We start from the raw sequence: 23,793 nt of genomic DNA, 5'->3' as shown, positions 1-23,793 counted from the left end.
TGAAACCGTCATCGCGAGCAGGCTCGCTCCCACATTGTTTTTTCAGTGTGGCTTACAGGCTGAAATCACCTTCAGCCGCCAGCTCGCTCAATGGGCGACGCGGGCTTGGGATTTCCCGGGCTTGCAGGTAATCGGCGAGGGTTGCCTTGTCACCCAGCTTGCCGATCGCCACCGCTGCGTGCAGTGCGTAGCCTTCAGGAATATTCAGCTCCTTGCGGGTCAGTTCCTGATCGAAACCGGCCATGCCGTGGGTGTGCCAGCCGCTGATAGAGGCTTGCAGGGCCAAATGACCCCAGGCGGAACCGGTGTCGAAGGTGTGCCACAGGGCGGCGGTTTCTTCGGTGGCGCCTGGCGCGGTGAAGGTGGTTTTCGAGATCACGATCACCAGGGCCGAGGCGTGTTGCGCCCAACTGCGGTTGAACTCGTTCAGCAGGCCCAGATAACGCTCCCAGTTCGGCGTATCGCGGCGCGCGTAGAGAAAACGCCATGGCTGCGAGTTGTAGGCCGACGGCGCCCAGCGAGCCGCTTCGAAAAAGCTCAGCAGGGTTTCTTCAGGGATACTTTCACCGGTGAAGGCGCGCGGCGACCAGCGATCAGTGAACTGTGGGTGAATGGCATATTCGGCAACGCGGGGATTAGCGCTCATGGACGAGTTTCCTGACTACGTTTATGAAGGAAAAGTTGAGTAAAAACCGACGCGCGCAGTTGAGCTGGGCAGTGAGGTTTTTCAGACCCGGGGCAATTGCCCTGAATGCAACGCGGTTGAGCGTTAATGGCACCTTGGCATGGGTCGTTGCGACTCGCAAAGCTACTTCGCGGCGGCATAACTGACAAGTCCTGTTCTACCGGCAGTCGCCAGCACTTGGCCCGCAGGGGCTGGGGCACTAGACTGGCGGCCTTTTCACCACCTGATGTTGATGCTTGAGCCATGGCCGCCAAAGTCGAACCTTTCTGGATACGCAAAACCCTCGAACAACTCGATCAAGAGGAGTGGGAGTCGTTATGCGACGGGTGTGGCCTGTGCTGCCTGCAAAAGCTCGAGGACGAAGAAGACAACAGCGTCTACTACACGCGTATTGCCTGCAAACTGCTGGACCTGAAAACCTGTCAGTGCACCGACTACGCGAACCGTCGCGACTCGGTACCGGACTGCATCCAGCTCACACCGGGCAAAGCCGATCAGTTCAAGTGGCTGCCGCCGACGTGCGGTTACCGTTTGGTCAGTGAGGGCAAGGACTTGCCGCTTTGGCATCACCTGGTCTGCGGCGATCGGGATGCCGTGCACCACGAGCGCATTTCCCAGTCCGGGCGCATGCTCGCTGAAGGCAGCGTGGCTGAGGATGATTGGGAAGATCATCTGATTTTTCGGGCGGGTTAAGTACCTGTCGTAGTACGAGCAAGTCACGAAGGAGTGTGTATGGCTGTTGGGTTGAAGCTGCCGTTGGTTTTGTCGTTGCTGGTGCTGGGTTCACCGGTGTGGGCGGCAAAAAAAGTCGATCTCGATTACCACGTACGATTATTGCCGCAAAGCGATCAGGCTGAAGTGCGCTTGACCCTGGCACATGGCTCGGCGGTGCGCAGCCTGGATTTTGATCTGGGCGATGGCAGCCAGTACAGCGACTTCAAGGCCGATGGTCAGTGGCAGCTCATTCCGGGCAACGCGGCGCGTGGCGTCTGGCATCCGGCTGCTGACAAGGCCAGCCTGACCTACCGGGTACGCATCAGTCACCCCCTCAAGAACGCCAGTTTCGATACCCGCATGACGCCCAATTGGGCGTTGATGCGTGGCGACGACCTGGTCCCGGCAGCGCGCCTGGATCAGCAGGACGGTGTCGAGCTGGTGTCGCGGCTGGAGTTCGAATTGCCGGAAGGCTGGAAAAGCGTCGAGACTTCCTGGCCGCGGGTTGGCAAGAACCGCTTTCGCATCGACAACGTTGCTCGGCGGCTCGACCGTCCCACGGGCTGGATGCTCGCCGGCAACCTGGGCAGTCGTCGTACACGCCTGGGCGAAACCGAAGTCACGGTTGCCTCGCCGCAAGGGCAGGGCATGCACCGGATGGACGTGTTGACGCTGCTGACCTTCGTCTGGCCGCAAGTGCAGGCGCTGTATCCGCGTCATCCCGGCAAGCTGCTGATTGTGGGCGCCGCCGACCCGATGTGGCGCGGTAGCCTGGCCGGGCACGAATCGATTTATCTGCACAGTCATTTGCCGTTGGTCAGTGAAAGCGGCAGCAGCCCGTTGCTCCGTGAGTTGGTCCAGGTATTGGGGCGAATCAAGGACAGTGATCGCAGTGACTGGATCAACGAAGGCTTTGCCGAGTACTACGCGATTGAACTGCTGCGCCGTGCCGGTGGCATGAGCGATGAGCGTTATCAGACGCTGGAAGACAAAATGGCCAAGGTCAGCCACCACGTCAGCACTCTGCGTGGCGATCAGCTCAGCGCGGCGCAGCTCGCCAAAGCGGTGTTGCTGCTACAGGAGCTGGACCGCGAAATTCGCCTGAAAACCCGCAACAAGCGTTCATTGGACGACATGTTGCGCGGCGCGATGGACCTTGGACGGGTGAGYACCAAGGAGTTTGTGGTATTGGCCCAGAGCATTATCGGCGAGCCGTCGAAAGTGCTGGATACCGAGTTGCTTCGCTGACACCGCCATCGTCGGATCGCCGCCCGGAGCCGGCTCGCTCCCACATTGATTCTGTATGAACACAGATTATGTATACGACAAAGATCCAGTGTGGGAGCGAGCCTGCTCGCGATGAGGCCTTAAGCCTCAGTACATTACTCGGATCAAACCCCAGCCTTGGGCGACTTCAGCGAATCATTGCCCGTCACCGTCGCGGTACGGGTTGCCGCATCGGCATTGGCTTTAAGGGTTTTGAGCTCTGCGCCGGCCCGTTCAATTTTCGACCTGGCGTTGTTCAGGTCCTGACGACTTTTTTCGAAGAAGCTTTTGGCCGAGCTGTGACCGGTGATGCCGCGAGCCAGGGCTGCACCGCCGAGTGCCACCTCGATCAGCCCGAACACGCCACCACGGCGCAGGCCTTTGCCGACCATCACCACACCACCGGCCATGCTCGCGACGCGTTCCCAGCCCTGGACGTTTTGCGTTGGTGGCGTCTGGAGCGGCGTGGGTTCTACGCGTTTGATGTCGCTCATGATCTGTCTCCTCAGGGGCAATGGTTATACAGCCGACCGTGCAGTCGGCCGTCTCGTTCCATCCCGCGCTCAGCGTATCAGCGAAATTTTGGACCGGAACGGGTGTTATTGCCCTTGGCCATGCGGTCGTAAAGCACCACGTTGACGGTGGCCGCCAGGTTCATGCAGCCGGTGGTCGGGATGTAGACCACGTCTTCGCACCACTCGCGAATCTCTTTATCGAGCGAACCGTCTTCCGGGCCGAAGATGTACAGCGCACGGTCCGGATGGGTGTACTCAGGCAGCGAACGGGCGCCATCGACCAGCTCGACCGCCACCGGGACGCAGCCCAGCGGGAGGATTTTCTTCAGGTCGTCGATGCCGATCAGCGGAATGTCGTGGTGGATTTTCTTGGTGTCGGTGACAAAGTCACGGGCGCGTTCATAACGCTTGCCGGTGTAGAACACCGACGCCACGCCGTAACAGCCGGCGGCGCGCATCACCGAACCGACGTTCTCCGGTGATTTGGGGTTATACAAACCAATGCAGCTGTACCGTTTGTTTGCCACGAGCGGGGTGCCCTTCGAGAAAAACCGCGATTATACGGGGATTGCTCGATGGTGGTCAGATTGTAGATTGGTGGTGTCGGGTCTATTGCTATCGCGAGCAGGCTCGCTCCCACAGGGGATCTTCTGTGAACACACTATTTGTGATCACCCAAAACCAATGTGGGAGCGAGCCTGCTCGCGATGAGGCCCGCTCAGACGCTGAAGGTCTTCAGTCGTCCTTTTTCATCAACCCGGCCAACGCGGCAAACGGGTTATGCGTTGCCTTGGCGATTTTCGGCGTGCTCAGTGAGCCGTCGCCGAAGTACTGCTGGTCGGTGTAGCGCGAGTGTTCGTTGTCGTGGCAGTACAGGCACAACAGCTCCCAGTTGGAACCGTCCTGCGGGTTGTTGTCGTGGTTGTGGTCGCGGTGGTGCACGGTCAACTCGCTCAGGCGTTTGCCGGAAAACTCACGGGCACAGCGGCCGCAGACGTGCGGGTACATCTTCAGGGCCTTGTCGCGGTAACCCATTTCACGGTCGCGCTGGGCGTCGGCGAGGATGCGGTCCAGTTTGGCCGTGTTGGAGGGAGGCGTTGACGAACTCATGGGTTCACCTTTGTAAAAAGACTAATGACGGTAATAACGAGAGTTTAGCTCAGGCCTTGAGCTTCTCGGCAATCCAGATCGTGTGTCGGGTGCCTTTGTTGCCATGGGCGAAGACTTGCACTTCTTCGGCCTTGAAGCCGGCCTTTTTCAATTTGTCGGAAAATTGCCGGTCAGCGCTGGCTGACCATACGGCGAGCACACCTTTGGGGCGCAGGGCCTTGGCGCAGGCGCTCAGTCCTCCGGCCGAGTACAGCCAGCTGTTGGCTTTCTGGGTCAGGCCTTCGGGGCCGTTATCGACGTCGAGCATGATCGCGTCGAAACCTTGCGGTTCGGCCTGCAGGACCTTGGCCACGTCTTCCATGCGGATCACCGTGCGCGGGTCGAGCAGCGGTCGCCCGGACTTTTCGCCCAGCGGCCCGCGGTTCCACTCGATCACCCCCGGCACCAGTTCGGCGACCACCACTTCAGCGGTCTTGCCCAGGTGCTTGAGCGCCGAAGCGAGGGTGAACCCCATGCCGAGGCCACCGATCAGCACCCGTGAATTCGGCCGGCCGGCGACCTTGCGGCAAGGAATCTCGGCCAGGGCGTCTTCGGAGCCGTGCATGCGGGTGTTCATCAATTGTCCGCCGTCACCGCCCTGGATCTTGATGACGAAATCTTCGCCGTACTCGAACAGGCACAGGGCACCGCCGTTTTCGGGGATCGGGGTGGTGTCGAGCAGAACGAAACGTTTCATGGGGCTCTCTTTAAAGGAGGGAAACTGGCATCAGGGAAGAGAAACCGGCATTGAGAAGGGCAATCTTGCGCGGTTGGGAGTAGCCTTAAGGCAACAAGCAAGGGCAACGGAGCCATTGATGAAGCGCACCATTCTAACGGTCATTGTGTTGGCCGCGCTCTCGATAAGTGCAGCGCAGGCGCAAGAGTTGCAAACGGTCCCTGTTACACCCTCGGCAGCCCCGGGCTCACCCGGCACCGCTACCCCCACGCCATACCCGCAGATTACCCCGACCACGGTGCCCAAGGTCGGCAGCAGTAGCGGTGGTGAACCGTTGTTGCCACCGATCGAAATGCCCAACCCGCCCAAGGACCAGACCTTGCCAGGGCTTGAGCAGATTCAGCAAAAAAACAAATCCCCCGGCGGTTAAATCTGTTGCGAGAGCAATTGGCCGTCGGCCATGCGCAGGCGTTTGGACAGCGACACGGCAATGGCACGGATGATCTTCGCGGCGATTTTCGGTGCGTCGTTGAGCATCTTTTCCAGCGAGTCCTTGCCCAGGTTGAGCAGTTGGCAATTGCTCGCCGCCACGCAACTGGCCGAGCGCCGTTCGCCATCGAGGACGGCCATTTCGCCGAATGCCCGGCCGCTGCGCAACGTTGCGATCGTCACCGGCTTGCCGTCGCTATTGGTTTTCTGCACCGCCACCTGACCCGAGTGAATGATGCACATGAAGCTGCCGGCATCACCTTCGTGGAAGATCTCCTGGCCCTCGGCGATGGTGCTGATGCTGAAGTAGCCGGCAGCCGCCGTGAAATCGGCCAGTTGCAGTTGATCGAACAGGCCGCAGTCCATCAGCCAGTCGCGAATTTCTTTGTTCAACAGGGTCGGTTCTGACATGTCATCACAGTCTTTTTCTTGTGTCTGTTGCTGAGTTGGGCTTTGTGGGTAATTGCCAATCCCTTGTGGGAGCGAGCCTGCTCGCGATAGCGGCATTACATTCAACCTTGGTGTTGGCTGATCCACCGCTATCGCGAGCAGGCTCGCTCCCACATTTAAGACCTGTACGCCTTGCAGAGTTCCTCAGGCGATTCCCAGTACCTTGAAAACAAATGCGTATTCGAGGGCTACGTCACGTAATCCTTGATAACGCCCGCTCATCCCGCCATGACCGGCACCCAGTTCGGTCTTGAGCAGCAACAGATTATTGTCGGATTTGGTCGCTCGCAACTTGGCCACCCACTTGGCCGCTTCCCAATACTGCACACGGCTGTCGTTGTAGCCGGCGATCACCAGGGTTGCAGGATAGGCGTGAGCGCTGACGTTTTCGTACGGCGCGTACGCCTTGATCCGATCATAAACTGCCGGCTCTTCAGGATTGCCCCACTCGTCGTATTCGGTGACGGTCAGCGGCAAGTCCGGATCGAGCATGGTGTTGAGCACGTCGACGAACGGCACCTCGGCAATCGCCGCCGCAAACAGTTCCGGGCGCTGGTTGAGCACCGCGCCGATCAGCAATCCGCCGGCACTGCCGCCGCTGATGGCCAGTTGTTTGGCGGTGGTGTGGCCGTTGGCGATCAGATGTTCGGCGCAGGCGATAAAGTCGTTGAAGGTGTTCTGCTTGTGTTCCTGCTTGCCTGCGCGATACCAGGCTTCGCCCAGTTCACCGCCGCCGCGCACGTGGGCGATGGCGAAGGCCATGCCGCGATCGAGCAGGCTCAGGCGCGCATGGGAGAACCACGGGTCGAGGCTTTCGCCGTAGGCGCCGTAGCCGTAGAGGTAAAGCGGCGTCGGCTTGCCGAGCATTTCACGTTTGACCACCAGGCTGATCGGCACCTGTGTGCCATCGGGCGCGGTCGCCCACAGGCGCTGACTGACGTAGGCATCGGCGTCGAAGGGGCCGAGCACCTGGGTTTCCTTGAGCACCTTCTGCTCGCCGCTGGCAAGCTCTAGCTGACGAATCTGCGCCGGGCGATTCAACGCCTCGTAACGCAGGCGTATCTTGTCGCTGGCAAACTCCAGGCTGTTTTGCACATGCAGGCTGTAGGCCGCGTCCGGCAGTTGCACGCGGTAAGCGGGCAGGCCTTGCGGGTGAACTTCGATGATCGGCAAACCGCCTTCGCGCAGGCTCAGGGTCATGGCCGAGGCATTCAGGCTCATGCCGTCAAGCATCACCGTGTCGCTGTGAGGGATCAGGTTTTGCCAGTCGCTTTCGGTTGGCGCGACCCCGGTGTCGGCAGCCTGATACAACGCAAAGTTGATGCCGTCGCGATTGCTGCGAATCAGCCAGGTCCATTGATCGTCGAGCTTGCCGTGGTCGACGTCGTACTCGTGATCTTCAACCCGTCGTGCCAGGCAGGTGAACGGCTGTTGTGGTTGCGAAGCATCGAGCACCCAGACTTCGCTGGTGGTTTTGCTGCCCAGCGACAGCAGCAACTGGCGTTCGGAGCTTGAGCGGTAGCAGTGCAGGAAAAACCGCCCGTCCGCTTCATGGAAGACTTCTTCGGCGGCGGTACCGTCGAGACGATAACGAAACAGCTTGTGTGGGCGATGAGTGTCATCCAGCTCGCCGAAAAACAGCGTCAGGCTGTCGTTGGCCCAGGTCATGCTGCCGTCGCAATTGTCGAACGTCAGTTCACTGACCTTGCCGTTGGACAGTTCCTTGACGAACAGCGTGTAAATCTCTTCGCCGCTGGTATCGAGGCTGTAGGCCAGGCGCTGGTGGTCCGGGCTGATGCTGAAGGCGCCCAGCGAGAAAAAACCGCCATTGGCCAGCTCATTGGGGTCGAGCAGCAGCTGTTCCTGGCTTTCATCGACCAGCAGGCTGTCGTCGGCCGGGCGCGGGCAGCGGTAATGCCGGGCATATTCGTCACCGGCGACGGTGCGGGTGTAATACAGGTAGGGGCCCCACGGGGAGGGCAGCGACAGGTCGGTTTCGAGAATCCGGCTTTTTATTTCGTTGAACAGGGTTTCTCGCAGCTCGGCCTGGTCGGCCAGTTGTGCTTCCTGATAGCTGTTTTCAGCCTTGAGGTAGTCGAGCACCTGTGCGCTGTCGCGCTCCTGCAGCCAGGCGTACGGGTCATCGCCGTCGGCCTTGTGGGCAATCGGGGCGCTGCAAACGTGGGCGGAAAGGGGCATGAAGGACTCTCGGGCGTAATGTAAAAATGGCTTCACAGACAGCGGGGCAGCCTGATCGGTGAAAAGCCGTTATCATAAGCGCCTCTTTGCCTGCCTTGCCATGGACACCATGACCGAGAACGACTATCTGATCGCTTGGGGCCTTTACGCCTTTGCCGCTTTAGGCTGCCTGTTGGTGTGGATGCGGCTGACCCGCTGGATGTGGCGCTGGTTGCGCGAGCCACTGCGTCTGCTCATGGTCGTGCTGTTGTTCAGCCCGACCATTATCGACCCGGTGAAGGAAAAATTCGCCCCGGCCATCGCCATTACCGCCCTGGACCTGCTGTTCAAGGTTGGTAACAACATCTGGCGCGCGATCTCCGACCTGGTCATGTACAGCATGATCGCCTTCGGCATTTACCTGATCTTCGCGTTGATCCGCTTTCCCATCGAGCGCGCCGCCAATGCTCGCAAGGAGCGGGAGGCCGCCGCGAAAGCCGCTGCCAAGGCTGCCGATCCGGATGATGACCAGCCCTTCGGCGGTGCTGGCGATGATCGTTATGGTCGTCCGCCGGTGCCAAGCAACCCCCAGCGTTCGCGAGTTGAACCCCGTCTTTGACGTTGCCCCGGCATTGAAGCGAGAGTCCAGGCATGTGTGAATTATTGGGCATGAGCGCCAATGTACCGACCGATATCGTGTTCAGCTTCACCGGGCTGATGCAACGTGGTGGTCGAACCGGCCCGCATCGGGACGGTTGGGGGATCGGGTTCTATGAAGGTCGCGGCCTGCGCTTGTTTCAGGACCCGGCGGCGAGTTGTGAGTCCGAAGTCGCGCAGCTGGTACAGCGCTATCCGATCAAAAGCGAAGTGGTGATCGGGCATATCCGCCAGGCCAACGTCGGCAAGGTCTGCCTGTCCAACACCCACCCGTTCGTGCGTGAGTTGTGGGGCCGCAACTGGTGCTTCGCGCATAACGGCCAACTCGCCGACTTCCAGCCAACCGCCAGTTTTTACCGGCCAATCGGCGACACCGACAGTGAAGCGGCATTCTGCGATGTGCTCAACCGCGTACGTGAAGCCTTCCCGGAGCCGGTTGAAGTCGAGCAGTTGCTGCCGAGCCTGGTGGCGGCGTGCGCCGAGTATCGCAGCAAAGGTGTGTTCAACTGCCTGTTGAGCGACGGCGACTGGCTGTTCTGTTATTGCTCGAGCAAATTGGCGCACATCACCCGGCGCGCACCGTTTGGTCCGGCACGCTTGAAGGATGCGGACGTCATCGTCGACTTCCAGGCCGAAACCACCCCCAACGATGTGGTGACGGTCATTGCCACCGAACCCCTGACCGAAAACGAAACCTGGACCCGTTACGAACCGGGCCAATGGAGCCTGTGGCGACGCGGCGAATGCGTCAGCCAGGGCAAGACCGAATAAGGAACACCTTTCTATGTTGCTCAGTTATTTGCGGCTGGTGTTGTTTGCGATCGGCCTGTTGGTGGGTGTGCAGGTACCGGGTTTCATCAACGACTACGCCAAGCGGGTCGAGGCGCACCTGATCGAAGCGCAGACCGGCTTGCGAGGGTTCCAAGGCACCGCCGAGCAGTTCTTCAAGGGCGATCTGCAAGCATTGGTTGCTCATTACCGTGCCAGTGACGACCCGGTGTTTCGCAGCGATGCCGACAGCCTGAGCACCTTGCTCACTCGCCAATTGGCGCTGGACAAGCAATTCCAGGCCATGCAAGGCCCGTGGTACATCCGCGTCCTGCAAGTGGTGTTGGCGGCTGACCCGGATATTCGCAAGGAAACCTGGAACGGCTACAGCTACCAGCTATTGCTGACGCCTGAAGCCATGGGCTGGGGGCTGAGCGGGGCGATGTTGCTGTCGTTCGGGCTGGAATGCCTGTTCCGCCTGATCGACTGGGTGGTGTTGGGCGGCAAGCGCCTGCGCCAGAGCCGGCCGATTGAAGAGCGCGATTTACGCGGTTTGTAACGCCATCGAAAGTGCAGGAGCCGGCACGCCGGCTCCTGTTTTATTTACCAGTCGATCGAGTAGCTCATGCTCAACGTACGGCCTTCGGCGTTGGCGAACGGCGCTTTGGCATTGGCCTGGGCGAACAGGTTGACGTACGTACGGTCGGTCAGGTTGTACACCCCGCCTTCAAGACGCCCGACCGGCAATCGCACCGAGCCCAGCAGGTCCACCAGCGTATAGCCCTTGATGTCGCGCCCGTTGTTGTCCTTGGCGGCGGCGTCGTAACTGGCCAGGCGCATGCCTTGCAAACGCAGGGTGTAGTCATCTTCGGTGTAGCCGACGAACAGCGTGGTTTTGGCTGGTGAGATGCGTGTCGCCGGCAGGTCGATCCATTTGCCGTTCTGCTCGGTCTCGCCCTTGGCCCACGCGTAAGTGCCCCCCACCGACCAGTGATCGGTCGCGCGGTAGGTCAGGCTGTTTTCGATGCCGCGCACCCGTTCCTTCTGGTTGATCAGGCGCAGGACGCGATCGTTGGCATCGTAGAACTGGGTTACGTCCGAGGTGTTTTCATACACGGTGACATCGGCCTGCCACTGGTCCCAGTTGCCGCGCCAGCCCAACTCGTAGCTGTCGACCTTGATGGCCTGGGCGTTGAGGCTCTGGATGTCGAAGGTACTGTTCACATCACGCAAGAAGCGCTGGATATCCGGCAGCGAAAATCCCTGGCTGTAATTGGCGAAGAGGTCCTGGTTCTCGCTCAGGTGATAGACCGCGCCCAGGTTGTACAGCGTGGCGTCATATTTGAGGGTGTCGCCGGGCAGGGTGGCGCGAACGCCGGTCTGGACGATCTGACCGTAGGCGATGCTGTCGGCGACCTCACTTTCGATCCACTCGCGGCGCACACCGCCACGCAATGTCCAGTCGCCAACGTCCCAGGACATCTGCCCGAACAGCGCCTTGGTGGTGGTTTCGAGATCCGGGCCCATCTCGAAGGTGGTGCCGGTCTTGGTGTAGGTCAGCCCTTTGAGGGTGTACTGGTCACCCCGCTGGCGCGAGCGTTCGTGATCGTAGTCGGCGCCCCAGACCAGATTGCCCGTAGCGCTGCCGATGGCCGGCAACGGCGTGTCGATGGCCGCGCGCAAGCCATAGACATCCTGCACGCTGTTGTTGTCGGCGATCCCGGCCTTGCCCCGCGACAGGTCCGGGAAGAACAGCGCATCGGCCCGGCGCCAGTAACTTTCCAGTTGCAGGCCCTGACCGTAGAAGTCCTTGTCGGTGTAGTTGAGGTTGACCGCCTGGTTATGGGTGTAGGGCTGGTCGTCGAGTTTCAGCCCTTTGACCGCTACGGCTTGCTGCAGGTTTTTCGGGTCTTTGGTGAAGTCCGTGTCCTGCTGGTCCTTGTAGTCCTGCAGCGACAGGCTGAGTTTTTTGTCGGCATCCAGTTCGTAACCGAAACGACCTTGCAGGTCATAGGTTTCGGTGTCCATGTTGCTGCCCTGGGAGGTGTCCTGGGGGATGCGCTTGCCGTTGCCATCGAACTGATCGTTGCGCTGGGTCAGGTCGGCGGATACGTACCAGTCCAGCGCGTCCTTGCGCCCGGTCGCACTCTGGAAAGCTTCGTAGGCGAAGCCTTTGCTGTTGAGGTTGTTGCCGCTGGTCAGGCCCAGTTTGCTGCTGTAGGCAATGTCCTGGCCCTGGTTGCGCTTGGTGATGATGTTGATGATGCCGCCCGAAGCGCCGGCACCGTAGATGCTGCTGGCGCCGGAAATCACTTCGATGCGCTCGATGCTGGCCGGCGCAATGCTGTTGAGCTGGCGGAAGTTATCGCGCGTGGCGTTCTGCGATACGCCGTCGATCAACACCAGCATGTTGCGCCCGCGCAGGGTCTGGCCAAAGTTGCTCATCCCGCCGCTGGACGGCGCAAGGCCGGGCACCAGTTGTCCGAGAATGTCGGAGACCCGGCGACCCGCGCCGCTCTGCTCGCGGACTTGCTGTTCGTCGATGACCTGCACCGAGCCCGGAATCGAGGCAATGCTCGCTTCGCTGCGAGTCGCCGAGACGACGGTGGCTTGCATGTTCAGGGTGCCGGGTTGCTGCTCGGTCTCCTCGGCCCAGGTCTGGGCGCTGAAGGAGCCAAGCAGCGGAATCAACAGAGAAAGTTTGGTTCGGGTCATGACGTGGTCTTTTTAGTTTTGATAAGTGTGGGTAGATAAGGGTGTGGGGCCGGGTGTGGAGGTGAAACTCCGCACCCAGCGAATCCCGATGGCGGCCAGTGCGTAAGTCAGCGCCACCAGCCAGAAGCTGTGGTTCAGCCCCACCAGCCCCATGCCGATCCCGCCGAGTACGGCACCAAGCAAGGCGCCAGCCTTGGCCGCGCTGTTGCCGAGGCCGAGGGCAAAACCCTGTTGGCTTGAAGCAACGGTGTTGGCGATCAGTGCATAGGCGACCGGCAGCAGGGCGCCTTGCCAGACACCCCAGACCAGCCGGCTGACGAGGAACCCCAGCCATTCGTTGGCCAGTGCCGTGGCCGCCAGTGTCAGGGCGCACAGCCAGGCGACGCCTTCGATGACGCGCAAGGTGTAGGCCGGTTGCCAGCGGTCGAACAGGCGTCCCCACAGTGGGGCGGAAATGGCCAGGGTCGCGGCGCTCGCCGCATAAGTGGCGCCGATCAGCCAGCTCGGTGCGTGCAGAATCTCGGCGACGTACAGCGCGTAGAACGGCTGCGGCATCATCTTCGCGGCCTGAATCAACACGATCACCAGCAGGATTCCACCGAGCCAGCCTTTGGGCAGGACCACCGGCGCAAGCGGTTTTTTCGTCGTGGCGCGCGCCTTGTCGGCCGGAAGGAAAAAACTCCCCAGTGCGCACAGCAGGCAAATCGCCGTCGCGCCATAACAGAGCAGGGCGAATCCCGAGATGTCCATCAACCAGCCGCCCAGCACCGGGCCGATCAGCGAGCCGACGGCGGTCGCTGATTGCAGGCGGGCCAGGGTGTGGCCGCGCCGGGAGCTGTCGCAGCAGGCCAGGGCATAGGCTTGCGCGGCGGCGAGAAACCCGGCCAATGCGCCTTGCATTACGCGAATGCCCACCAGCAGCCACGGGTCGACGGTGATGGCCGCCAACCCTTGGCACAACGCCAATGCCAGTAACGCCCGAACGATCATCGGCTTGTGTCCGGTGCGATCACCCAACCGGCCCCATACGGGAGTCAGGAGCATGGCGGCGAGCATCGGGCCGGCATAGACCAGCGCCGATAACAACGCGGTATAGCCGGCGCCCTCGGGCCCGAGCAGATGGCGGATCTGCAAGGGCCAGAACGGGCCGCTCATTTCCATGGCACCCATGGAGACCAACTGGATGACGATCAGCAGTCGCAACGCGCGACTGTCAGCGAGCATGGGCGCTGGATCGCAGTGGGTTGCTCAGGCGTCCGACGATGTCGGCGTGGCTGTCGTGCAAGCGCATGCGCATGAACGATTTGGCCGGCCAGTCCTGTTCCAGCAAGGCCGCGCGCTCGCTGTCCCAGCGTGCCGGTTCGACGTGTTCACGCAAGGCGTCGAAACACTCTGCAACGTGCGCTGCCAATCGCTCCCACAGGAGGTTTTCCGATACGTTCCAGTGACGGGCGCAGAGCAACGTCAGCTCGCCGAGGTGGCACATGAACGTGGTGTGCAGGAGTTTGTCGCGGACAAAACCGGACTCGTCGTACAGGGTCATTTTCGGATCGTGCAGCTGGATATCCAGGCCCTTGGCATGCAGGGTCTTGCGATCGATGCGGATGTCGCCGAAGTCACGCAGTAACAGCCGATTCAACTGCCCGTCAGCGCCCATCACCATGAAGCTGTTTTGCTGGTGCGCTTCGAACGCCACGCCATACATCAGGTAAATGCCCAACAGGCTCGGTACGGCAATCGACAGGTAGTCCTCGAAGAACGCCAGCATGGCCTCGCTGTCGTCACGGCCCTGGGCCAGGCGTACCCAATCGCGCAGCAAAGGTTGTTCGAATTCGTTGACGGCGAACAGGCTGCCGACCGGTATCGCCAACTCGCCTGCTTGCAGCAGGGTCAGCGGGTTGTCGCGGTACAGCACGGCGGCATGCCGGGACAGTTCGTCATTGGCCGGTTGTGGCGCGTAATGCACGCCGATGCGCTCCGGCACGATGTTCAGCAGGCGCTGAATCTGCGGCTCCTGATCGAGAATATCCAGCAACAGCTGACTGATGCGCGGCCCCATTCGGGCCGAGCGCGGCGACACGGTGCGCTGCACGCTGGTCAGCCGTAAGGCCACCGGCAATTTGACCATCGGCGCAACGCGACTGGCCTCCGGTACGACCGTGCGGAACGACATGGTCGGATGGCCAGTGAAGGCCACGATGTCGGTGATGATCAGCAGGTTGTCGGCGATTTCGTTGGCGAACGATTTTGGCAGCTCTTCATCGGCTTGCCAGGGGTGCGACGGGAGCGGGAGGTAGTCCGTTACTTCCAGGCCCAATTGCTGCAAATGGCGCTGCAATTGTTCGGCGGCCTGTGGGAAGTGACCTTGCCACCAGCCCCAGTAATCGGCGCTGCCGACCAGCGTTTCGACGTGGGCGTACTGGCGGTGCAGGGCGCACAGCACGATCGGGAAACTCGCTTCGAACTCCGGCGAGAAAGCGATGACCTGAGTGGCGCTCAAGCCCAGTTTGGTCTTGTAGTTGGGGTGCCATGGATGGCCGAGCGTGCCCCACTGTTCGAGCAGTGATGTCGGGTTCTGGTGACCGGGGCTGGCTTTGAGCCAGGCGAGCAGGTTGTCGTCGTGTTCGGTGCCGATCTGCTCTCTCAGGCGTTCGGTCCATCCATGGTGAAACGCCAGGCACAGGGTGTCGTTGCTGTAGCTGTCATCCAGCTCGCGGGCCAGACGTTCCAGTACCTGCGCAGAGGCGGGCGGGTTGAGCTGGGTGGCGAGATGGGCCAGCAGTTCGCTGGGCAACTGGATCTTGTGCGGCAATGCATCGGGGGTGTGCAGAACGATACTGCCGCGTACGTCCCAGCTGTTCATCCTGCCACCGGACAGGTGATCGAAGCACAGGTGCGCACCGTCGCCCAGCGGCAGCCAGCAGCGGCGGTTGTCGTCGTATTCGCAGGCGTCAGGGTTGATCAGGCCTTCACGAAACAGCGCCTGGATCAGGCGTTGAAAACAGCGCTGGGCGGCGGGTTCCAGCGCATTGCTCAAATGATCGAGGGTGATGCGGTGGGACTGGAAAGCCTGGGTGCCAAGGGCTTCGCTCCAGTGTGAGAGCAGTTGCTGCTGTTGTTGCGTGTAGGCGCGCATCAGGTCCGACTCCTTCTGGACAGTTGTTTAGCTGAATGCGCGCTGAGAATACCTTCTAAAAACAATAATGCAAATGATAGTAATTCCTACTTGTGGTGTGGGAAAGCTCCTATTCAGAGGCTGGTTTAGTCTTTGCTCAAGACGATGTAGTGCTCACCGACCTTCTGCGCATAGCCCTCCACCACGTGCTGACACAACGCCACAATCTCCTCGACCCATTCCGCGCCGACCCGCCATGAGACCACCACTTGCAGGTTGGGCGGGCGTTGGTCGATGGCCAGCAAGGTCAATTCGCCCCGGGCCAGTTCTTCACTGACCAGCACCGGCGGCAAGGCACCAATGCCGAAACCGTCACGCAGCAATCGGATAATCGCCGACACCGAATTCACGCAATTGAGCTTTGGCGCGAGTACGCCATTGGCCTGCATCAGGCTGAGCACGTCCTGATGCGGGTGGGAGTTTTTCGAGTAGGTGATGATCCGTTCACGGGCCAGTTCGGCGACGCTGGTGTAGTTGCGGTTGTAGATCGAATGGCTGGCGACGATCCAGCCCATCGGGTGGCTGGCCAGTTCCAGGCTGCGCACGCTTTCCTGGCGCAGCAGGTCGGTTTGCAGAATCAGGTCGAGAAAACCTTTTTGCAGCTGATCGCAGAGATTCAGCGAGGTATCGGCGACCAACTCGATTTCTACCAACGGATAGTGATCGGTCATCTGTGCCACCAACGGACTGAGCCAGGTGTGAATGACCGTGTCCATCACGCCGATGCGAACCCGTCCGACCTTGCTTGAGCGGGTTTCCAGCGACTGCTTCAGCGCTTGCATGGTGTCGAGCATTTGCTCGGCGTAATCGAGCACCTTCACACCTTCGGGCGTCAGCTTCACACCGCGTGAATCACGCAGGAACAGCTTTACCCCAAGCTCGCTTTCCAGCACCGCGATGCGGCTGGAAATCGAGGCCTGGGTGGTGAAGAGCTTGTCGGCCGTCAGGCGAAAACTTTTCAACCGGGCGACCCAAACGAAGGTTTCGAGAAATTTGAGGTTCATGCGATCAACTTTTTCTTATGCCTTGGCAGGGTTTTTATTAGTTGGACGGGCAGGGCGCCGTCGTCGAAAAATGCGCCAAACCCACGATAGGCGTCGTCGGTGTTCAGAACAATACCAATAAAATTCAGCTGGAGATTTGCCATGAGTGCGCCCGACACGCTCGATGTCGCCAAACCCAAGATCGAGAGCCGCCCCGGCCCCTTCGACTGGTATCGCAACATCAATCAGCAGGAACGCCGAACCTTCTGGAGCTGCAAGATCGGCTATGGCCTGGACGGTATGGACACCCAAATGCTGAGCTTTGTGGTGCCAACACTGATCGCCATGTGGGGCATCACCACTGGCCAAGCGGGGCTGATCCACACCAGCACGCTGATCGCTTCGGCGATTGGCGGTTGGGTCGCCGGGATTCTCTCTGACCGCATCGGTCGCGTGCGCACCTTGCAACTGACAGTGCTGTGGTTTGCCTTCTTCACCTTCCTCTGCGGGTTCGCGCAAAACTACGAACAACTGTTGATCGCCCGAACCTTGATGGGCTTCGGTTTCGGTGGTGAATGGACTGCCGGCGCAGTACTGATGGGCGAGGTGATCCGCGCCAAAGACCGCGGCAAGGCGGTGGGCATGGTGCAATCCGGCTGGGCCCTGGGCTGGGGCCTGACGGCGATTCTGTATGCGCTACTGTTCTCGATCCTGCCGCCGGAGGATGCCTGGCGCGCGCTGTTCATCCTCGGCATTGTGCCGGCAATTTTCGTGATCTTCGTCCGCCGACTGGTCAAGGACCCGGAAATCTACCGCCAGGCCAAGGCCCGGCAGGAACCGAGCAACCCGTCGAGGTTCTACGAGATTTTCGCCCCCGGCATGCTCAGCACCACGTTTCGCGCGTCCTTGCTGACCACTGGCGCCCTGGGCGGTTACTACGCGATCACTTCCTGGCTGCCGACCTTCCTGAAAAACGAGCGCGGACTGAGCGTGCTCGGCACCGGCGGTTATCTGGCGATGGTGATTCTCGGGTCTTACGCCGGCTATGTGATCAGCGCCTATATGACTGACATTCTGGGTCGCAAGAAGAACTTCATTCTGTTCGCGGTCGGCTCGTTCACCATTGTGCTGCTCTACACCCAACTGCCGGTCAGCAATGGTGTGATGCTCTGGCTGGGCTTCCCGCTGGGGTTCTTCGCCTCGGGGATTTTCAGTGGCATGGGCGCGTTTCTCACCGAGCTGTTTCCAACGCGGATTCGCGGTTCGGGCCAGGGCTTTTGCTACAACGTTGGTCGCGCGCTGGCGGCGCTGTTTCCGCTGCTGATCGGTTTGCTCAGCCAGAAAGTACCGCTGAGCGTCGGGATCGGCGCGTTTGCGGCGGTGTCCTACGGTGTAGTGATCCTGGCGGCGTTGAGCCTGCCGGAAACCCGTGGCAAGCAACTCGAAGCGCAGTAACTGATAATCTGTGGGACAGCTCGAACGTCCCCGGTTAAAACGAAAAAACCTCAGGAGTACTCACTGTGAGCCGCCTGCTATTGAACTGCGATATCGGCGAAAGCTTTGGTCACTGGACCATGGGGCTGGATGCCGAAGTGATGCCGTACATCGATTGCGCCAACATTGCCTGCGGGTTCCATGCCGGTGACCCGAGCATCATGCGCAAGACCGTCAGCCTGGCGCTGAGCCATGGCGTGCAGATAGGTGCGCATCCGGCCTATCAGGATCTGGTGGGGTTTGGCCGCCGTTCCATGGCCTACACCGCGCAGGAACTTCAGGATCTGCTGCACTACCAGATCGGTGCGCTGGACGGCATTTGCCGGGCTCAGGGAACTCGCGTCAGTTACGTCAAACCCCACGGTGCGATGTACAACGACATGATGGCCAACCCGGCGCAACTGCGGGCGGTGATTCAGGCCGTCGCGGCGTATGACCCCCTATTACCGTTGATGCTGATGGCGACCCGTGACAACCACGCGGCTCAACTGATGGGCGACGAGTACGGTGTGACGCTGTGGTTCGAAGCATTCGCCGACCGTGCCTATGACAGCGCCGGGCATCTGGTTTCACGGCAGTTGCCGGGGTCGGTGCATCACGATCCCGAGACCATCATTCAACAGGCGCTGACTATCGCTCGCGGTGACAAGCTTGTCGCCAGCGACGGCAGCGCCTTGCATTTGCAGGCCAACACCCTCTGCGTACACGGCGACAACGCCAGTTCGGTGGCGGCGGTGCAGCGGATCCGTGAAGCGTTGAATCAGCAGAGCGCGCCATGAAGCCACGGGTTGAAGTGGTGGCCATCGATTGTTTGATGGTGCGGTTGTTCGATGAAATCGCCGAAGCCAACATGCCGTGGATGCTCGCCGCCAGCGAGCGACTGCGTGCAGGATTCGCCGGGCATTTGATCGATCTGGTGCCGTCTTATACGACCCTGATGGTGCATTACGATTTGCTCGCCTTGAGTCCGGTCCAGGCGCGGGAGCTGATCGCCGAAGCCTTGACCGATCTGACCCCGAACGCCCGGGCCAGTGGTCAATGTCATGTGTTGCCGGTCTGGTATGACCTCAGTGTCGGACCTGAGCTGAGCCTGCTTTCGCAGCGCAGCGGGCTGGCTGTGGAGGAGGTGATTCGTCGCCACAGCGAGCGTGAGTATCAGGTCTTCGCGCTGGGTTTTGCACCGGGGTTTGCCTTTATGGGACTGGTTGAAGAAGTGCTGGCCGCGCCCCGTTTGAATACCCCGCGCAAGCGTGTGGCGGCCGGCAGTGTGGGGATTGCCGAGCGGCAGACTGCGGCTTATCCGGTGGTGTCGCCGGGTGGCTGGAACCTGATCGGTCGCACCCCGGCCAAACTGTTTGATCGCGAGCGTGAGGGCTACAGCCTGATGCAACCGGGCGATACGGTACGTTTTGCCGCGGTCGGCCATGCCGAGTTCGTCAATCTGGGCGGCGACGATACGCCGCTGGAGGTACTGGCATGAGCCGTTTGACGATCGAAGCCAGCACGCCGCTGTGCCTGCTACAGGATGCCGGGCGCTTCGGTGTGCGGCATCTGGGCGTGACCCAAGGCGGTGCGGCGGATTGGTTGTCGATGTCCTGGGCCAACTGGCTGCTGGGCAACTCGCTGGAGGCTGGGGTGATTGAAGTCACCCTCGGCGGTTTGACCCTGGAGGCGCAAGACGATTGTTGTCTGGCGCTGGCGGGGGCGGACCTCGGTGCGCTGCTCGACGGCCAGTCGCTGGCGCCGTGGCGCAGTTTTTCCCTGAAGAAAGGCCAGCGTTTGCAATTCACCCAACCCATGCACGGTGCCCGTGCCTATCTGGCAGCGCCCGGCGGTTTCAATGCGCCCCAGGTGTTGGGCAGTTGTGCGACGGTGGTGCGCGAGGAGCTCGGTGGTCTCGACGGTTTTGGCCGGCCCTTGGCCCGCGGTGCCGAATTGGGTTATTCCGGGGCGGCGCAGGCTCTGCGGGAGGTGCCGCGCGAGCAGCGACCAGACTTCACGCTGAATCAGCCGCTGGATCTGGTGCTCGGTGCGCAGCATGGCGCGTTCAGCGGGCAGAGCCTGTTTGACGCCTTCAACCGTGTCTGGACCCTCGACAGTCGTGCCGACCGCATGGGTATCCGTTTGCTGGGGACGGCGTTGCAGTATCAAGGCAAACCGATGATCTCCGAAGGCATCCCGCTGGGCGCGGTTCAAGTGCCACCGGACGGACAGCCGATCGTGCTGCTCAATGATCGGCAGACCATTGGCGGTTATCCACGGTTAGGCGCGTTGACGCCGTTGGCGTTGGCCCGCCTGGCGCAGTGTTTGCCAGGGCAGCAGATCCGGTTGGCGCCGGTGGTGCAGGAAACGGCGCATCGGCAGCAGGTCGAGTATTTGCGCAGGTTCATCAACCGCTAAAAGCTTCGCGAGCAGGCTCGCTCCCACAGTAGATCGGTGTTGCTCACACGTTGTGTGACCGACACTTACCCCTGTGGGAGCGAGCCTGCTCGCGATAGGGCCCTGACGGGCAGCGAAGCTTATTTGGACAAAAACCGCATCCCTTCTTCCAGCCCGCGCAAGGTCAGCGGGAACATCTGGTCTTCGATCAGATCGCGCACGATGTTGGTCGAGGAGGTGTAGCCCCAGGTGTCTTTCGGGTACGGATTGATCCAGATGAGCTTCTTGTACTTTTCCATGAAGCGCTGCATCCACACGTAACCGGCTTCTTCGTTCCAGTGCTCGACGCTGCCGCCAGCCTGGGTGATTTCATAAGGCGCCATGGCGGCGTCGCCGACGAAAATCACTTTGTAGTCGGCGCCATACTTGTGCAGCAAGTCCATAGTGGACGTGCGTTCCGAGCCACGGCGCATGTTGTTCTTCCACACCGACTCATAAATGAAGTTGTGGAAGTAGAAGTACTCCAGGTGCTTGAACTCGGTCTTGCAGGCCGAGAACAGCTCCTCGCAGATCTTCACATGGGCGTCCATCGAGCCGCCGATGTCGAACAGCAGCAACAGCTTGATGGTGTTGCGGCGTTCCGGGCGCATCTGAATATTCAGCAGCCCTGCGTCACGGGCGGTGTGGTCGATGGTGCCGTCGATGTCCAGCTCGTCCGCCGCACCCTGGCGGGCGAATTTGCGCAGCCGCCGCAGGGCCACCTTGATGTTGCGCGTGCCTAACTCGACTTGATCGTCGAGGTTCTTGTACTCGCGCTGGTCCCAGACCTTGACCGCTTTGCCCTGGCGTTTGCCGGCATCGCCGACCCGGATGCCTTCCGGGTTGAAACCGCCGGAGCCGAACGGGCTGGTGCCACCGGTGCCGATCCACTTGTTGCCGCCGGCATGGCGCTCCTTCTGTTCTTCGAGACGCTTCTTGAACTCTTCGATCAGCTTGTCGAGACCGCCGAGGGACTGGATTTGCGCGCGCTCCTCATCGGTCAGCGAGCGCTCGAATTCCTTGCGCAACCAGTCTTCGGGAATCAGCGCCTGAAGATGATCGTCGAGTTTTTCCAAGCCATTGAAGTAGGCACTGAACGCCCGGTCGAACTTGTCGAAATGCCGTTCGTCCTTCACCAGAATCGCCCGCGACAAGTAATAAAACTCGTCCATGTCGGCGAAGGTCACGCGCTGTTTCAGCGCGTTGATCAGGTCCAGCAGCTCACGCACCGAGACCGGCACCTTGGCTGCACGCATTTCATTGAACAGGTTGAGCAGCATGGCTTTCGCCCTTGATCTTGTCAGAAGAGTATCAGCGGGTGCCGCGACGGCTCATGAACGCCAGGCGCTCGAGCAATTGCACGTCCTGTTCGTTCTTCACCAGGGCGCCGGCCAGCGGCGGAATGGCCTTGGTCGGATCGCGTTCGCGCAGTACCGCTTCGCCGATGTTGTCGGCCATCAGCAATTTGAGCCAGTCGACCAGTTCGGAGGTCGATGGCTTCTTCTTCAGGCCCGGGACCTTGCGCACATCGAAGAACACGTCCAGCGCCTCGCTGACCAGGTCTTTCTTGATGTCCGGGTAGTGCACGTCGACGATTTTTTGCAGGGTGACGCGGTCCGGGAAGGCGATGTAGTGGAAGAAGCAACGGCGCAGGAAGGCGTCCGGCAGCTCTTTCTCGTTGTTGGAGGTAATGATGATGATCGGACGCTGCTTGGCCTTGATGGTCTCGTCGATCTCGTAAACGTAGAACTCCATCTTGTCGAGTTCTTGCAGCAGGTCGTTCGGGAACTCGATGTCGGCCTTGTCGATTTCGTCGATCAGCAGAATCACCCGCTCTTCGGACTCGAAGGCCTCCCACAGCTTGCCCTTTTTCAGGTAGTTGCGGATGTCATGGACCTTGTCCACACCCAACTGCGAGTCACGCAGGCGGCTGACCGCGTCGTACTCGTACAGGCCCTGGTGAGCCTTGGTGGTGGACTTGATGTGCCAGGTGATCAGCTTGGCACCGAAGGACTCGGCCAGTTGCTCGGCGAGCATGGTCTTGCCGGTGCCAGGTTCGCCCTTGACCAGCAAGGGCCGCTCCAGGGTGATGGCGGCGTTGACCGCCAGCTTCAGGTCATCGGTGGCGACATATGCGCGGGTGCCTTCGAACTTCATCGGTAATTCCTCGAACGGTAACGCCGATCTGCGCCGGGCAGGGCGGGCGAAATAAAAGTATGCCCGACTATAACGCGGCGCCCGGTCGACTGTGAACGCAGACGGCTTATTCAGTCTCTGAATGGAGCGTCACAAGGTGACCCGGTCAGCTCGGTAAGCGGCCAGACTTGGGTGCCGCCTGTTCCGCGACTGGACGCCCAAGGGTGCGAGGCATACCCTTGGAGGCTTCTCCAACGCTGCATAAGGACCCAGCCATGAGCCGCATTTTTGCTGATAACGCGCATTCCATCGGCAATACGCCATTGGTTCAGATCAACCGTATTGCGCCTCGCGGCGTGACCATTCTGGCGAAGATTGAAGGACGCAATCCGGGCTATTCAGTCAAATGCCGGATCGGCGCGAACATGATCTGGGATGCTGAAAGCAGCGGCAAACTCAAGCCGGGCATGACCATTATCGAACCGACCTCGGGCAACACCGGCATCGGTCTGGCGTTCGTCGCGGCAGCTCGCGGCTACAAGTTGGTGCTGACCATGCCGGCGTCCATGAGCATCGAACGGCGCAAGGTACTCAAGGCCCTTGGCGCCGAACTGGTACTGACCGAGCCTGCCAAAGGCATGAAGGGGGCCATCGAAAAGGCTGCCGAAATTCTGGCCAGTGACCCGGCCCGCTACTTCATGCCGCAGCAGTTCGAGAACCCGGCCAACCCGGCGATCCACGAAAAAACCACCGGTCCGGAAATCTGGAACGACACCGACGGCGCCATTGATGTGCTGGTCTCGGGTGTCGGTACGGGCGGAACCATCACCGGCATTTCGCGGTATATCAAGAACACCCAGGGCAAGCCGATTCTCTCGGTGGCGGTGGAACCGCTGGTCTCGCCGGTGATTACCCAGGCCATGGCCGGTGAGGAAATCAAGCCAAGCCCGCACAAGATCCAGGGCATCGGCGCGGGTTTTGTACCGAAAAACCTCGATCTGTCGATAGTTGACCGGGTTGAACTGGTCAGCGATGAAGAATCCAAGGCCATGGCCCTGCGTCTGATGCAAGAGGAGGGGATTCTCTCCGGGATTTCCTGCGGCGCGGCCATGGCGGTTGCCGTGCGTCTAGCCGAAACCCCGGAAATGCAGGGAAAGACCATCGTGGTGATCCTGCCGGACTCCGGTGAGCGTTACCTGTCGAGCATGTTGTTCAGCGATTTGTTCACCGAGCAGGAATTGCAGCAGTAACGTCTGTGTTGACGTTGTGGCGAGGGAGCTTGCTCCCGCTGGAGTGCGAAGCACTCCTTAATCCTGCGGGAGTGT

At 60.6% G+C, this 23,793-nt stretch carries 25 protein-coding genes; 11 read left to right on the top strand and 14 right to left on the bottom strand.

The window, feature by feature from the left end:
- Positions 1-52: 52 nt before the first annotated feature.
- Positions 53-646, bottom strand: coding sequence for a nitroreductase family protein (locus AC1DHT_RS26405; protein ID WP_427540545.1), 594 nt, complete (start codon positions 644-646; stop codon positions 53-55).
- Between the two features lie 282 nt (positions 647-928).
- Here AC1DHT_RS26405 and AC1DHT_RS26400 point away from each other — a divergent pair, with 282 nt between their 5' ends.
- Both AC1DHT_RS26400 and AC1DHT_RS26395 read left to right on the top strand, forming a co-directional pair.
- Entirely contained in the window at positions 929-1,378 is a 450-nt protein-coding gene (locus AC1DHT_RS26400; RefSeq protein WP_054596149.1) for a YcgN family cysteine cluster protein, read from the top strand.
- A gap of 39 nt (positions 1,379-1,417) precedes the next feature.
- Positions 1,418-2,647, top strand: coding sequence for a hypothetical protein (locus tag AC1DHT_RS26395; protein WP_427540548.1), 1,230 nt, complete (start codon positions 1,418-1,420; stop codon positions 2,645-2,647).
- A 143-nt stretch (positions 2,648-2,790) separates the two neighbouring features.
- On the opposite strand, the gene AC1DHT_RS26390 is transcribed toward AC1DHT_RS26395, so the two are convergent.
- The 4 genes from AC1DHT_RS26390 to AC1DHT_RS26375 form a co-directional block, all read right to left on the bottom strand.
- A complete protein-coding gene (locus AC1DHT_RS26390; protein WP_427540551.1) occupies positions 2,791-3,159 on the bottom strand; it encodes a YgaP family membrane protein in 369 nt (122 codons plus the stop codon).
- A 77-nt stretch (positions 3,160-3,236) separates the two neighbouring features.
- Complete coding sequence (locus tag AC1DHT_RS26385; protein ID WP_019692493.1) at positions 3,237-3,707, bottom strand: RNA methyltransferase; 471 nt, start codon at positions 3,705-3,707, stop codon at positions 3,237-3,239.
- A 208-nt stretch (positions 3,708-3,915) separates the two neighbouring features.
- The gene (locus tag AC1DHT_RS26380) at positions 3,916-4,290 is read right to left on the bottom strand and encodes a YajD family HNH nuclease (RefSeq protein ID WP_054596159.1); all 375 of its coding nucleotides are present in this window, start codon (positions 4,288-4,290) and stop codon (positions 3,916-3,918) included.
- 49 nt (positions 4,291-4,339) lie between these two features.
- Entirely contained in the window at positions 4,340-5,026 is a 687-nt protein-coding gene (locus AC1DHT_RS26375; protein WP_427540553.1) for a spermidine synthase, read from the bottom strand.
- Positions 5,027-5,144: 118 nt separating this feature from the next.
- On the opposite strand from AC1DHT_RS26375, the gene AC1DHT_RS26370 reads away from it, so the two are divergent.
- Complete coding sequence (locus AC1DHT_RS26370; RefSeq protein ID WP_123582250.1) at positions 5,145-5,435, top strand: hypothetical protein; 291 nt, start codon at positions 5,145-5,147, stop codon at positions 5,433-5,435.
- On the opposite strand, the gene AC1DHT_RS26365 is transcribed toward AC1DHT_RS26370, so the two are convergent.
- Positions 5,432-5,905: a cyclic nucleotide-binding domain-containing protein gene (locus AC1DHT_RS26365; protein WP_054598263.1), complete on the bottom strand. Its 474-nt coding sequence runs from the start codon at positions 5,903-5,905 to the stop codon at positions 5,432-5,434. The two genes, AC1DHT_RS26370 and AC1DHT_RS26365, sit on opposite strands and share 4 nt — an antisense overlap.
- Positions 5,906-6,088: 183 nt before the next feature.
- Positions 6,089-8,143 carry a S9 family peptidase gene (locus AC1DHT_RS26360; RefSeq protein WP_427540556.1) on the bottom strand — a complete coding sequence of 685 codons (2,055 nt, stop codon included), beginning with the start codon at positions 8,141-8,143 and terminating at the stop codon, positions 6,089-6,091.
- A 100-nt stretch (positions 8,144-8,243) separates the two neighbouring features.
- Here AC1DHT_RS26360 and AC1DHT_RS26355 point away from each other — a divergent pair, with 100 nt between their 5' ends.
- The 3 genes from AC1DHT_RS26355 to AC1DHT_RS26345 are packed head-to-tail and all read left to right on the top strand — an operon-like array spanning position 8,244 to position 10,106.
- Positions 8,244-8,741: a hypothetical protein gene (locus AC1DHT_RS26355; RefSeq protein ID WP_054598264.1), complete on the top strand. Its 498-nt coding sequence runs from the start codon at positions 8,244-8,246 to the stop codon at positions 8,739-8,741.
- Between the two features lie 32 nt (positions 8,742-8,773).
- Entirely contained in the window at positions 8,774-9,550 is a 777-nt protein-coding gene (locus AC1DHT_RS26350; RefSeq protein ID WP_427540559.1) for a class II glutamine amidotransferase, read from the top strand.
- A gap of 13 nt (positions 9,551-9,563) precedes the next feature.
- Positions 9,564-10,106 carry a DUF2937 family protein gene (locus tag AC1DHT_RS26345; RefSeq protein WP_019692484.1) on the top strand — a complete coding sequence of 181 codons (543 nt, stop codon included), beginning with the start codon at positions 9,564-9,566 and terminating at the stop codon, positions 10,104-10,106.
- A gap of 44 nt (positions 10,107-10,150) precedes the next feature.
- Here AC1DHT_RS26345 and AC1DHT_RS26340 read toward each other — a convergent pair whose 3' ends face one another.
- The 5 genes from AC1DHT_RS26340 to AC1DHT_RS26320 form a co-directional block, all read right to left on the bottom strand.
- Entirely contained in the window at positions 10,151-12,262 is a 2,112-nt protein-coding gene (locus AC1DHT_RS26340) for a TonB-dependent receptor (RefSeq protein WP_427540562.1), read from the bottom strand.
- 12 nt (positions 12,263-12,274) lie between these two features.
- The gene (locus AC1DHT_RS26335) at positions 12,275-13,486 is read right to left on the bottom strand and encodes an MFS transporter (RefSeq protein WP_427540565.1); all 1,212 of its coding nucleotides are present in this window, start codon (positions 13,484-13,486) and stop codon (positions 12,275-12,277) included.
- Positions 13,476-15,398, bottom strand: coding sequence for an IucA/IucC family protein (locus tag AC1DHT_RS26330; RefSeq protein ID WP_427540568.1), 1,923 nt, complete (start codon positions 15,396-15,398; stop codon positions 13,476-13,478). Before AC1DHT_RS26330 ends, AC1DHT_RS26335 begins: the two co-directional genes overlap by 11 nt.
- A 125-nt stretch (positions 15,399-15,523) precedes the next feature.
- Positions 15,524-16,441 carry a LysR family transcriptional regulator gene (locus AC1DHT_RS26325; RefSeq protein WP_054596167.1) on the bottom strand — a complete coding sequence of 306 codons (918 nt, stop codon included), beginning with the start codon at positions 16,439-16,441 and terminating at the stop codon, positions 15,524-15,526.
- A complete protein-coding gene (locus AC1DHT_RS26320) occupies positions 16,438-16,584 on the bottom strand; it encodes a hypothetical protein (protein ID WP_427534386.1) in 147 nt (48 codons plus the stop codon). Before AC1DHT_RS26320 ends, AC1DHT_RS26325 begins: the two co-directional genes overlap by 4 nt.
- Between AC1DHT_RS26320 and AC1DHT_RS26315 the strand changes: the two genes are divergently transcribed.
- The 4 genes from AC1DHT_RS26315 (at position 16,583) to AC1DHT_RS26300 (ending at position 20,314) form a co-directional block, all read left to right on the top strand.
- The gene (locus tag AC1DHT_RS26315; RefSeq protein ID WP_427540572.1) at positions 16,583-17,875 is read left to right on the top strand and encodes an MFS transporter; all 1,293 of its coding nucleotides are present in this window, start codon (positions 16,583-16,585) and stop codon (positions 17,873-17,875) included. The two genes, AC1DHT_RS26320 and AC1DHT_RS26315, sit on opposite strands and share 2 nt — an antisense overlap.
- 65 nt (positions 17,876-17,940) lie before the next feature.
- Entirely contained in the window at positions 17,941-18,693 is a 753-nt protein-coding gene (locus tag AC1DHT_RS26310) for a 5-oxoprolinase subunit PxpA (RefSeq protein ID WP_427540575.1), read from the top strand.
- On the top strand, positions 18,690-19,394 hold the full coding sequence (locus AC1DHT_RS26305; RefSeq protein WP_427540578.1) for a 5-oxoprolinase subunit B family protein: 705 nt from the start codon (positions 18,690-18,692) through the stop codon (positions 19,392-19,394). The genes AC1DHT_RS26310 and AC1DHT_RS26305 overlap by 4 nt, the downstream gene beginning before the upstream one ends.
- Positions 19,391-20,314, top strand: coding sequence for a 5-oxoprolinase subunit C family protein (locus tag AC1DHT_RS26300; RefSeq protein ID WP_427540581.1), 924 nt, complete (start codon positions 19,391-19,393; stop codon positions 20,312-20,314). The genes AC1DHT_RS26305 and AC1DHT_RS26300 overlap by 4 nt, the downstream gene beginning before the upstream one ends.
- 119 nt (positions 20,315-20,433) lie before the next feature.
- Here the strand turns inward: AC1DHT_RS26300 and AC1DHT_RS26295 are convergent, their stop codons facing one another.
- Together AC1DHT_RS26295 and AC1DHT_RS26290 are read right to left on the bottom strand one after the other, a co-directional pair.
- Positions 20,434-21,612, bottom strand: coding sequence for a vWA domain-containing protein (locus tag AC1DHT_RS26295; RefSeq protein WP_427540584.1), 1,179 nt, complete (start codon positions 21,610-21,612; stop codon positions 20,434-20,436).
- A 31-nt stretch (positions 21,613-21,643) separates the two neighbouring features.
- The gene (locus AC1DHT_RS26290) at positions 21,644-22,489 is read right to left on the bottom strand and encodes an AAA family ATPase (RefSeq protein ID WP_024265085.1); all 846 of its coding nucleotides are present in this window, start codon (positions 22,487-22,489) and stop codon (positions 21,644-21,646) included.
- Positions 22,490-22,743: 254 nt separating this feature from the next.
- On the opposite strand from AC1DHT_RS26290, the gene cysK reads away from it, so the two are divergent.
- Positions 22,744-23,718: a cysteine synthase A gene (gene cysK / locus AC1DHT_RS26285; protein ID WP_427540587.1), complete on the top strand. Its 975-nt coding sequence runs from the start codon at positions 22,744-22,746 to the stop codon at positions 23,716-23,718.
- The last annotated feature ends 75 nt before the right edge of the window (positions 23,719-23,793 follow it).

The sequence above is a fragment of the Pseudomonas sp. 05N432 genome (assembly GCF_056396945.1).
The sequence above is the reverse complement of the archived record's forward strand: the minus strand, read 5'-3'. Positions and strand labels throughout refer to the sequence as shown.

Coding starts and splice junctions, on each gene's coding strand:
- AC1DHT_RS26335 (WP_427540565.1), bottom strand. CDS start 13,486: ATGCTCGCTGACAGTCGCGCGTTGCGACTGCTGATCGTCATCCAGTTG.
- AC1DHT_RS26340 (WP_427540562.1), bottom strand. CDS start 12,262: ATGACCCGAACCAAACTTTCTCTGTTGATTCCGCTGCTTGGCTCCTTC.
- AC1DHT_RS26345 (WP_019692484.1), top strand. CDS start 9,564: ATGTTGCTCAGTTATTTGCGGCTGGTGTTGTTTGCGATCGGCCTGTTG.
- AC1DHT_RS26330 (WP_427540568.1), bottom strand. CDS start 15,398: ATGCGCGCCTACACGCAACAACAGCAGCAACTGCTCTCACACTGGAGC.
- AC1DHT_RS26405 (WP_427540545.1), bottom strand. CDS start 646: ATGAGCGCTAATCCCCGCGTTGCCGAATATGCCATTCACCCACAGTTC.
- AC1DHT_RS26300 (WP_427540581.1), top strand. CDS start 19,391: ATGAGCCGTTTGACGATCGAAGCCAGCACGCCGCTGTGCCTGCTACAG.
- AC1DHT_RS26380 (WP_054596159.1), bottom strand. CDS start 4,290: ATGAGTTCGTCAACGCCTCCCTCCAACACGGCCAAACTGGACCGCATC.
- AC1DHT_RS26290 (WP_024265085.1), bottom strand. CDS start 22,489: ATGAAGTTCGAAGGCACCCGCGCATATGTCGCCACCGATGACCTGAAG.
- AC1DHT_RS26365 (WP_054598263.1), bottom strand. CDS start 5,905: ATGTCAGAACCGACCCTGTTGAACAAAGAAATTCGCGACTGGCTGATG.
- AC1DHT_RS26360 (WP_427540556.1), bottom strand. CDS start 8,143: ATGCCCCTTTCCGCCCACGTTTGCAGCGCCCCGATTGCCCACAAGGCC.
- AC1DHT_RS26390 (WP_427540551.1), bottom strand. CDS start 3,159: ATGAGCGACATCAAACGCGTAGAACCCACGCCGCTCCAGACGCCACCA.
- AC1DHT_RS26350 (WP_427540559.1), top strand. CDS start 8,774: ATGTGTGAATTATTGGGCATGAGCGCCAATGTACCGACCGATATCGTG.
- AC1DHT_RS26355 (WP_054598264.1), top strand. CDS start 8,244: ATGGACACCATGACCGAGAACGACTATCTGATCGCTTGGGGCCTTTAC.
- AC1DHT_RS26315 (WP_427540572.1), top strand. CDS start 16,583: ATGAGTGCGCCCGACACGCTCGATGTCGCCAAACCCAAGATCGAGAGC.
- AC1DHT_RS26320 (WP_427534386.1), bottom strand. CDS start 16,584: ATGGCAAATCTCCAGCTGAATTTTATTGGTATTGTTCTGAACACCGAC.
- cysK (WP_427540587.1), top strand. CDS start 22,744: ATGAGCCGCATTTTTGCTGATAACGCGCATTCCATCGGCAATACGCCA.
- AC1DHT_RS26375 (WP_427540553.1), bottom strand. CDS start 5,026: ATGAAACGTTTCGTTCTGCTCGACACCACCCCGATCCCCGAAAACGGC.
- AC1DHT_RS26370 (WP_123582250.1), top strand. CDS start 5,145: ATGAAGCGCACCATTCTAACGGTCATTGTGTTGGCCGCGCTCTCGATA.
- AC1DHT_RS26325 (WP_054596167.1), bottom strand. CDS start 16,441: ATGAACCTCAAATTTCTCGAAACCTTCGTTTGGGTCGCCCGGTTGAAA.
- AC1DHT_RS26295 (WP_427540584.1), bottom strand. CDS start 21,612: ATGCTGCTCAACCTGTTCAATGAAATGCGTGCAGCCAAGGTGCCGGTC.
- AC1DHT_RS26305 (WP_427540578.1), top strand. CDS start 18,690: ATGAAGCCACGGGTTGAAGTGGTGGCCATCGATTGTTTGATGGTGCGG.
- AC1DHT_RS26400 (WP_054596149.1), top strand. CDS start 929: ATGGCCGCCAAAGTCGAACCTTTCTGGATACGCAAAACCCTCGAACAA.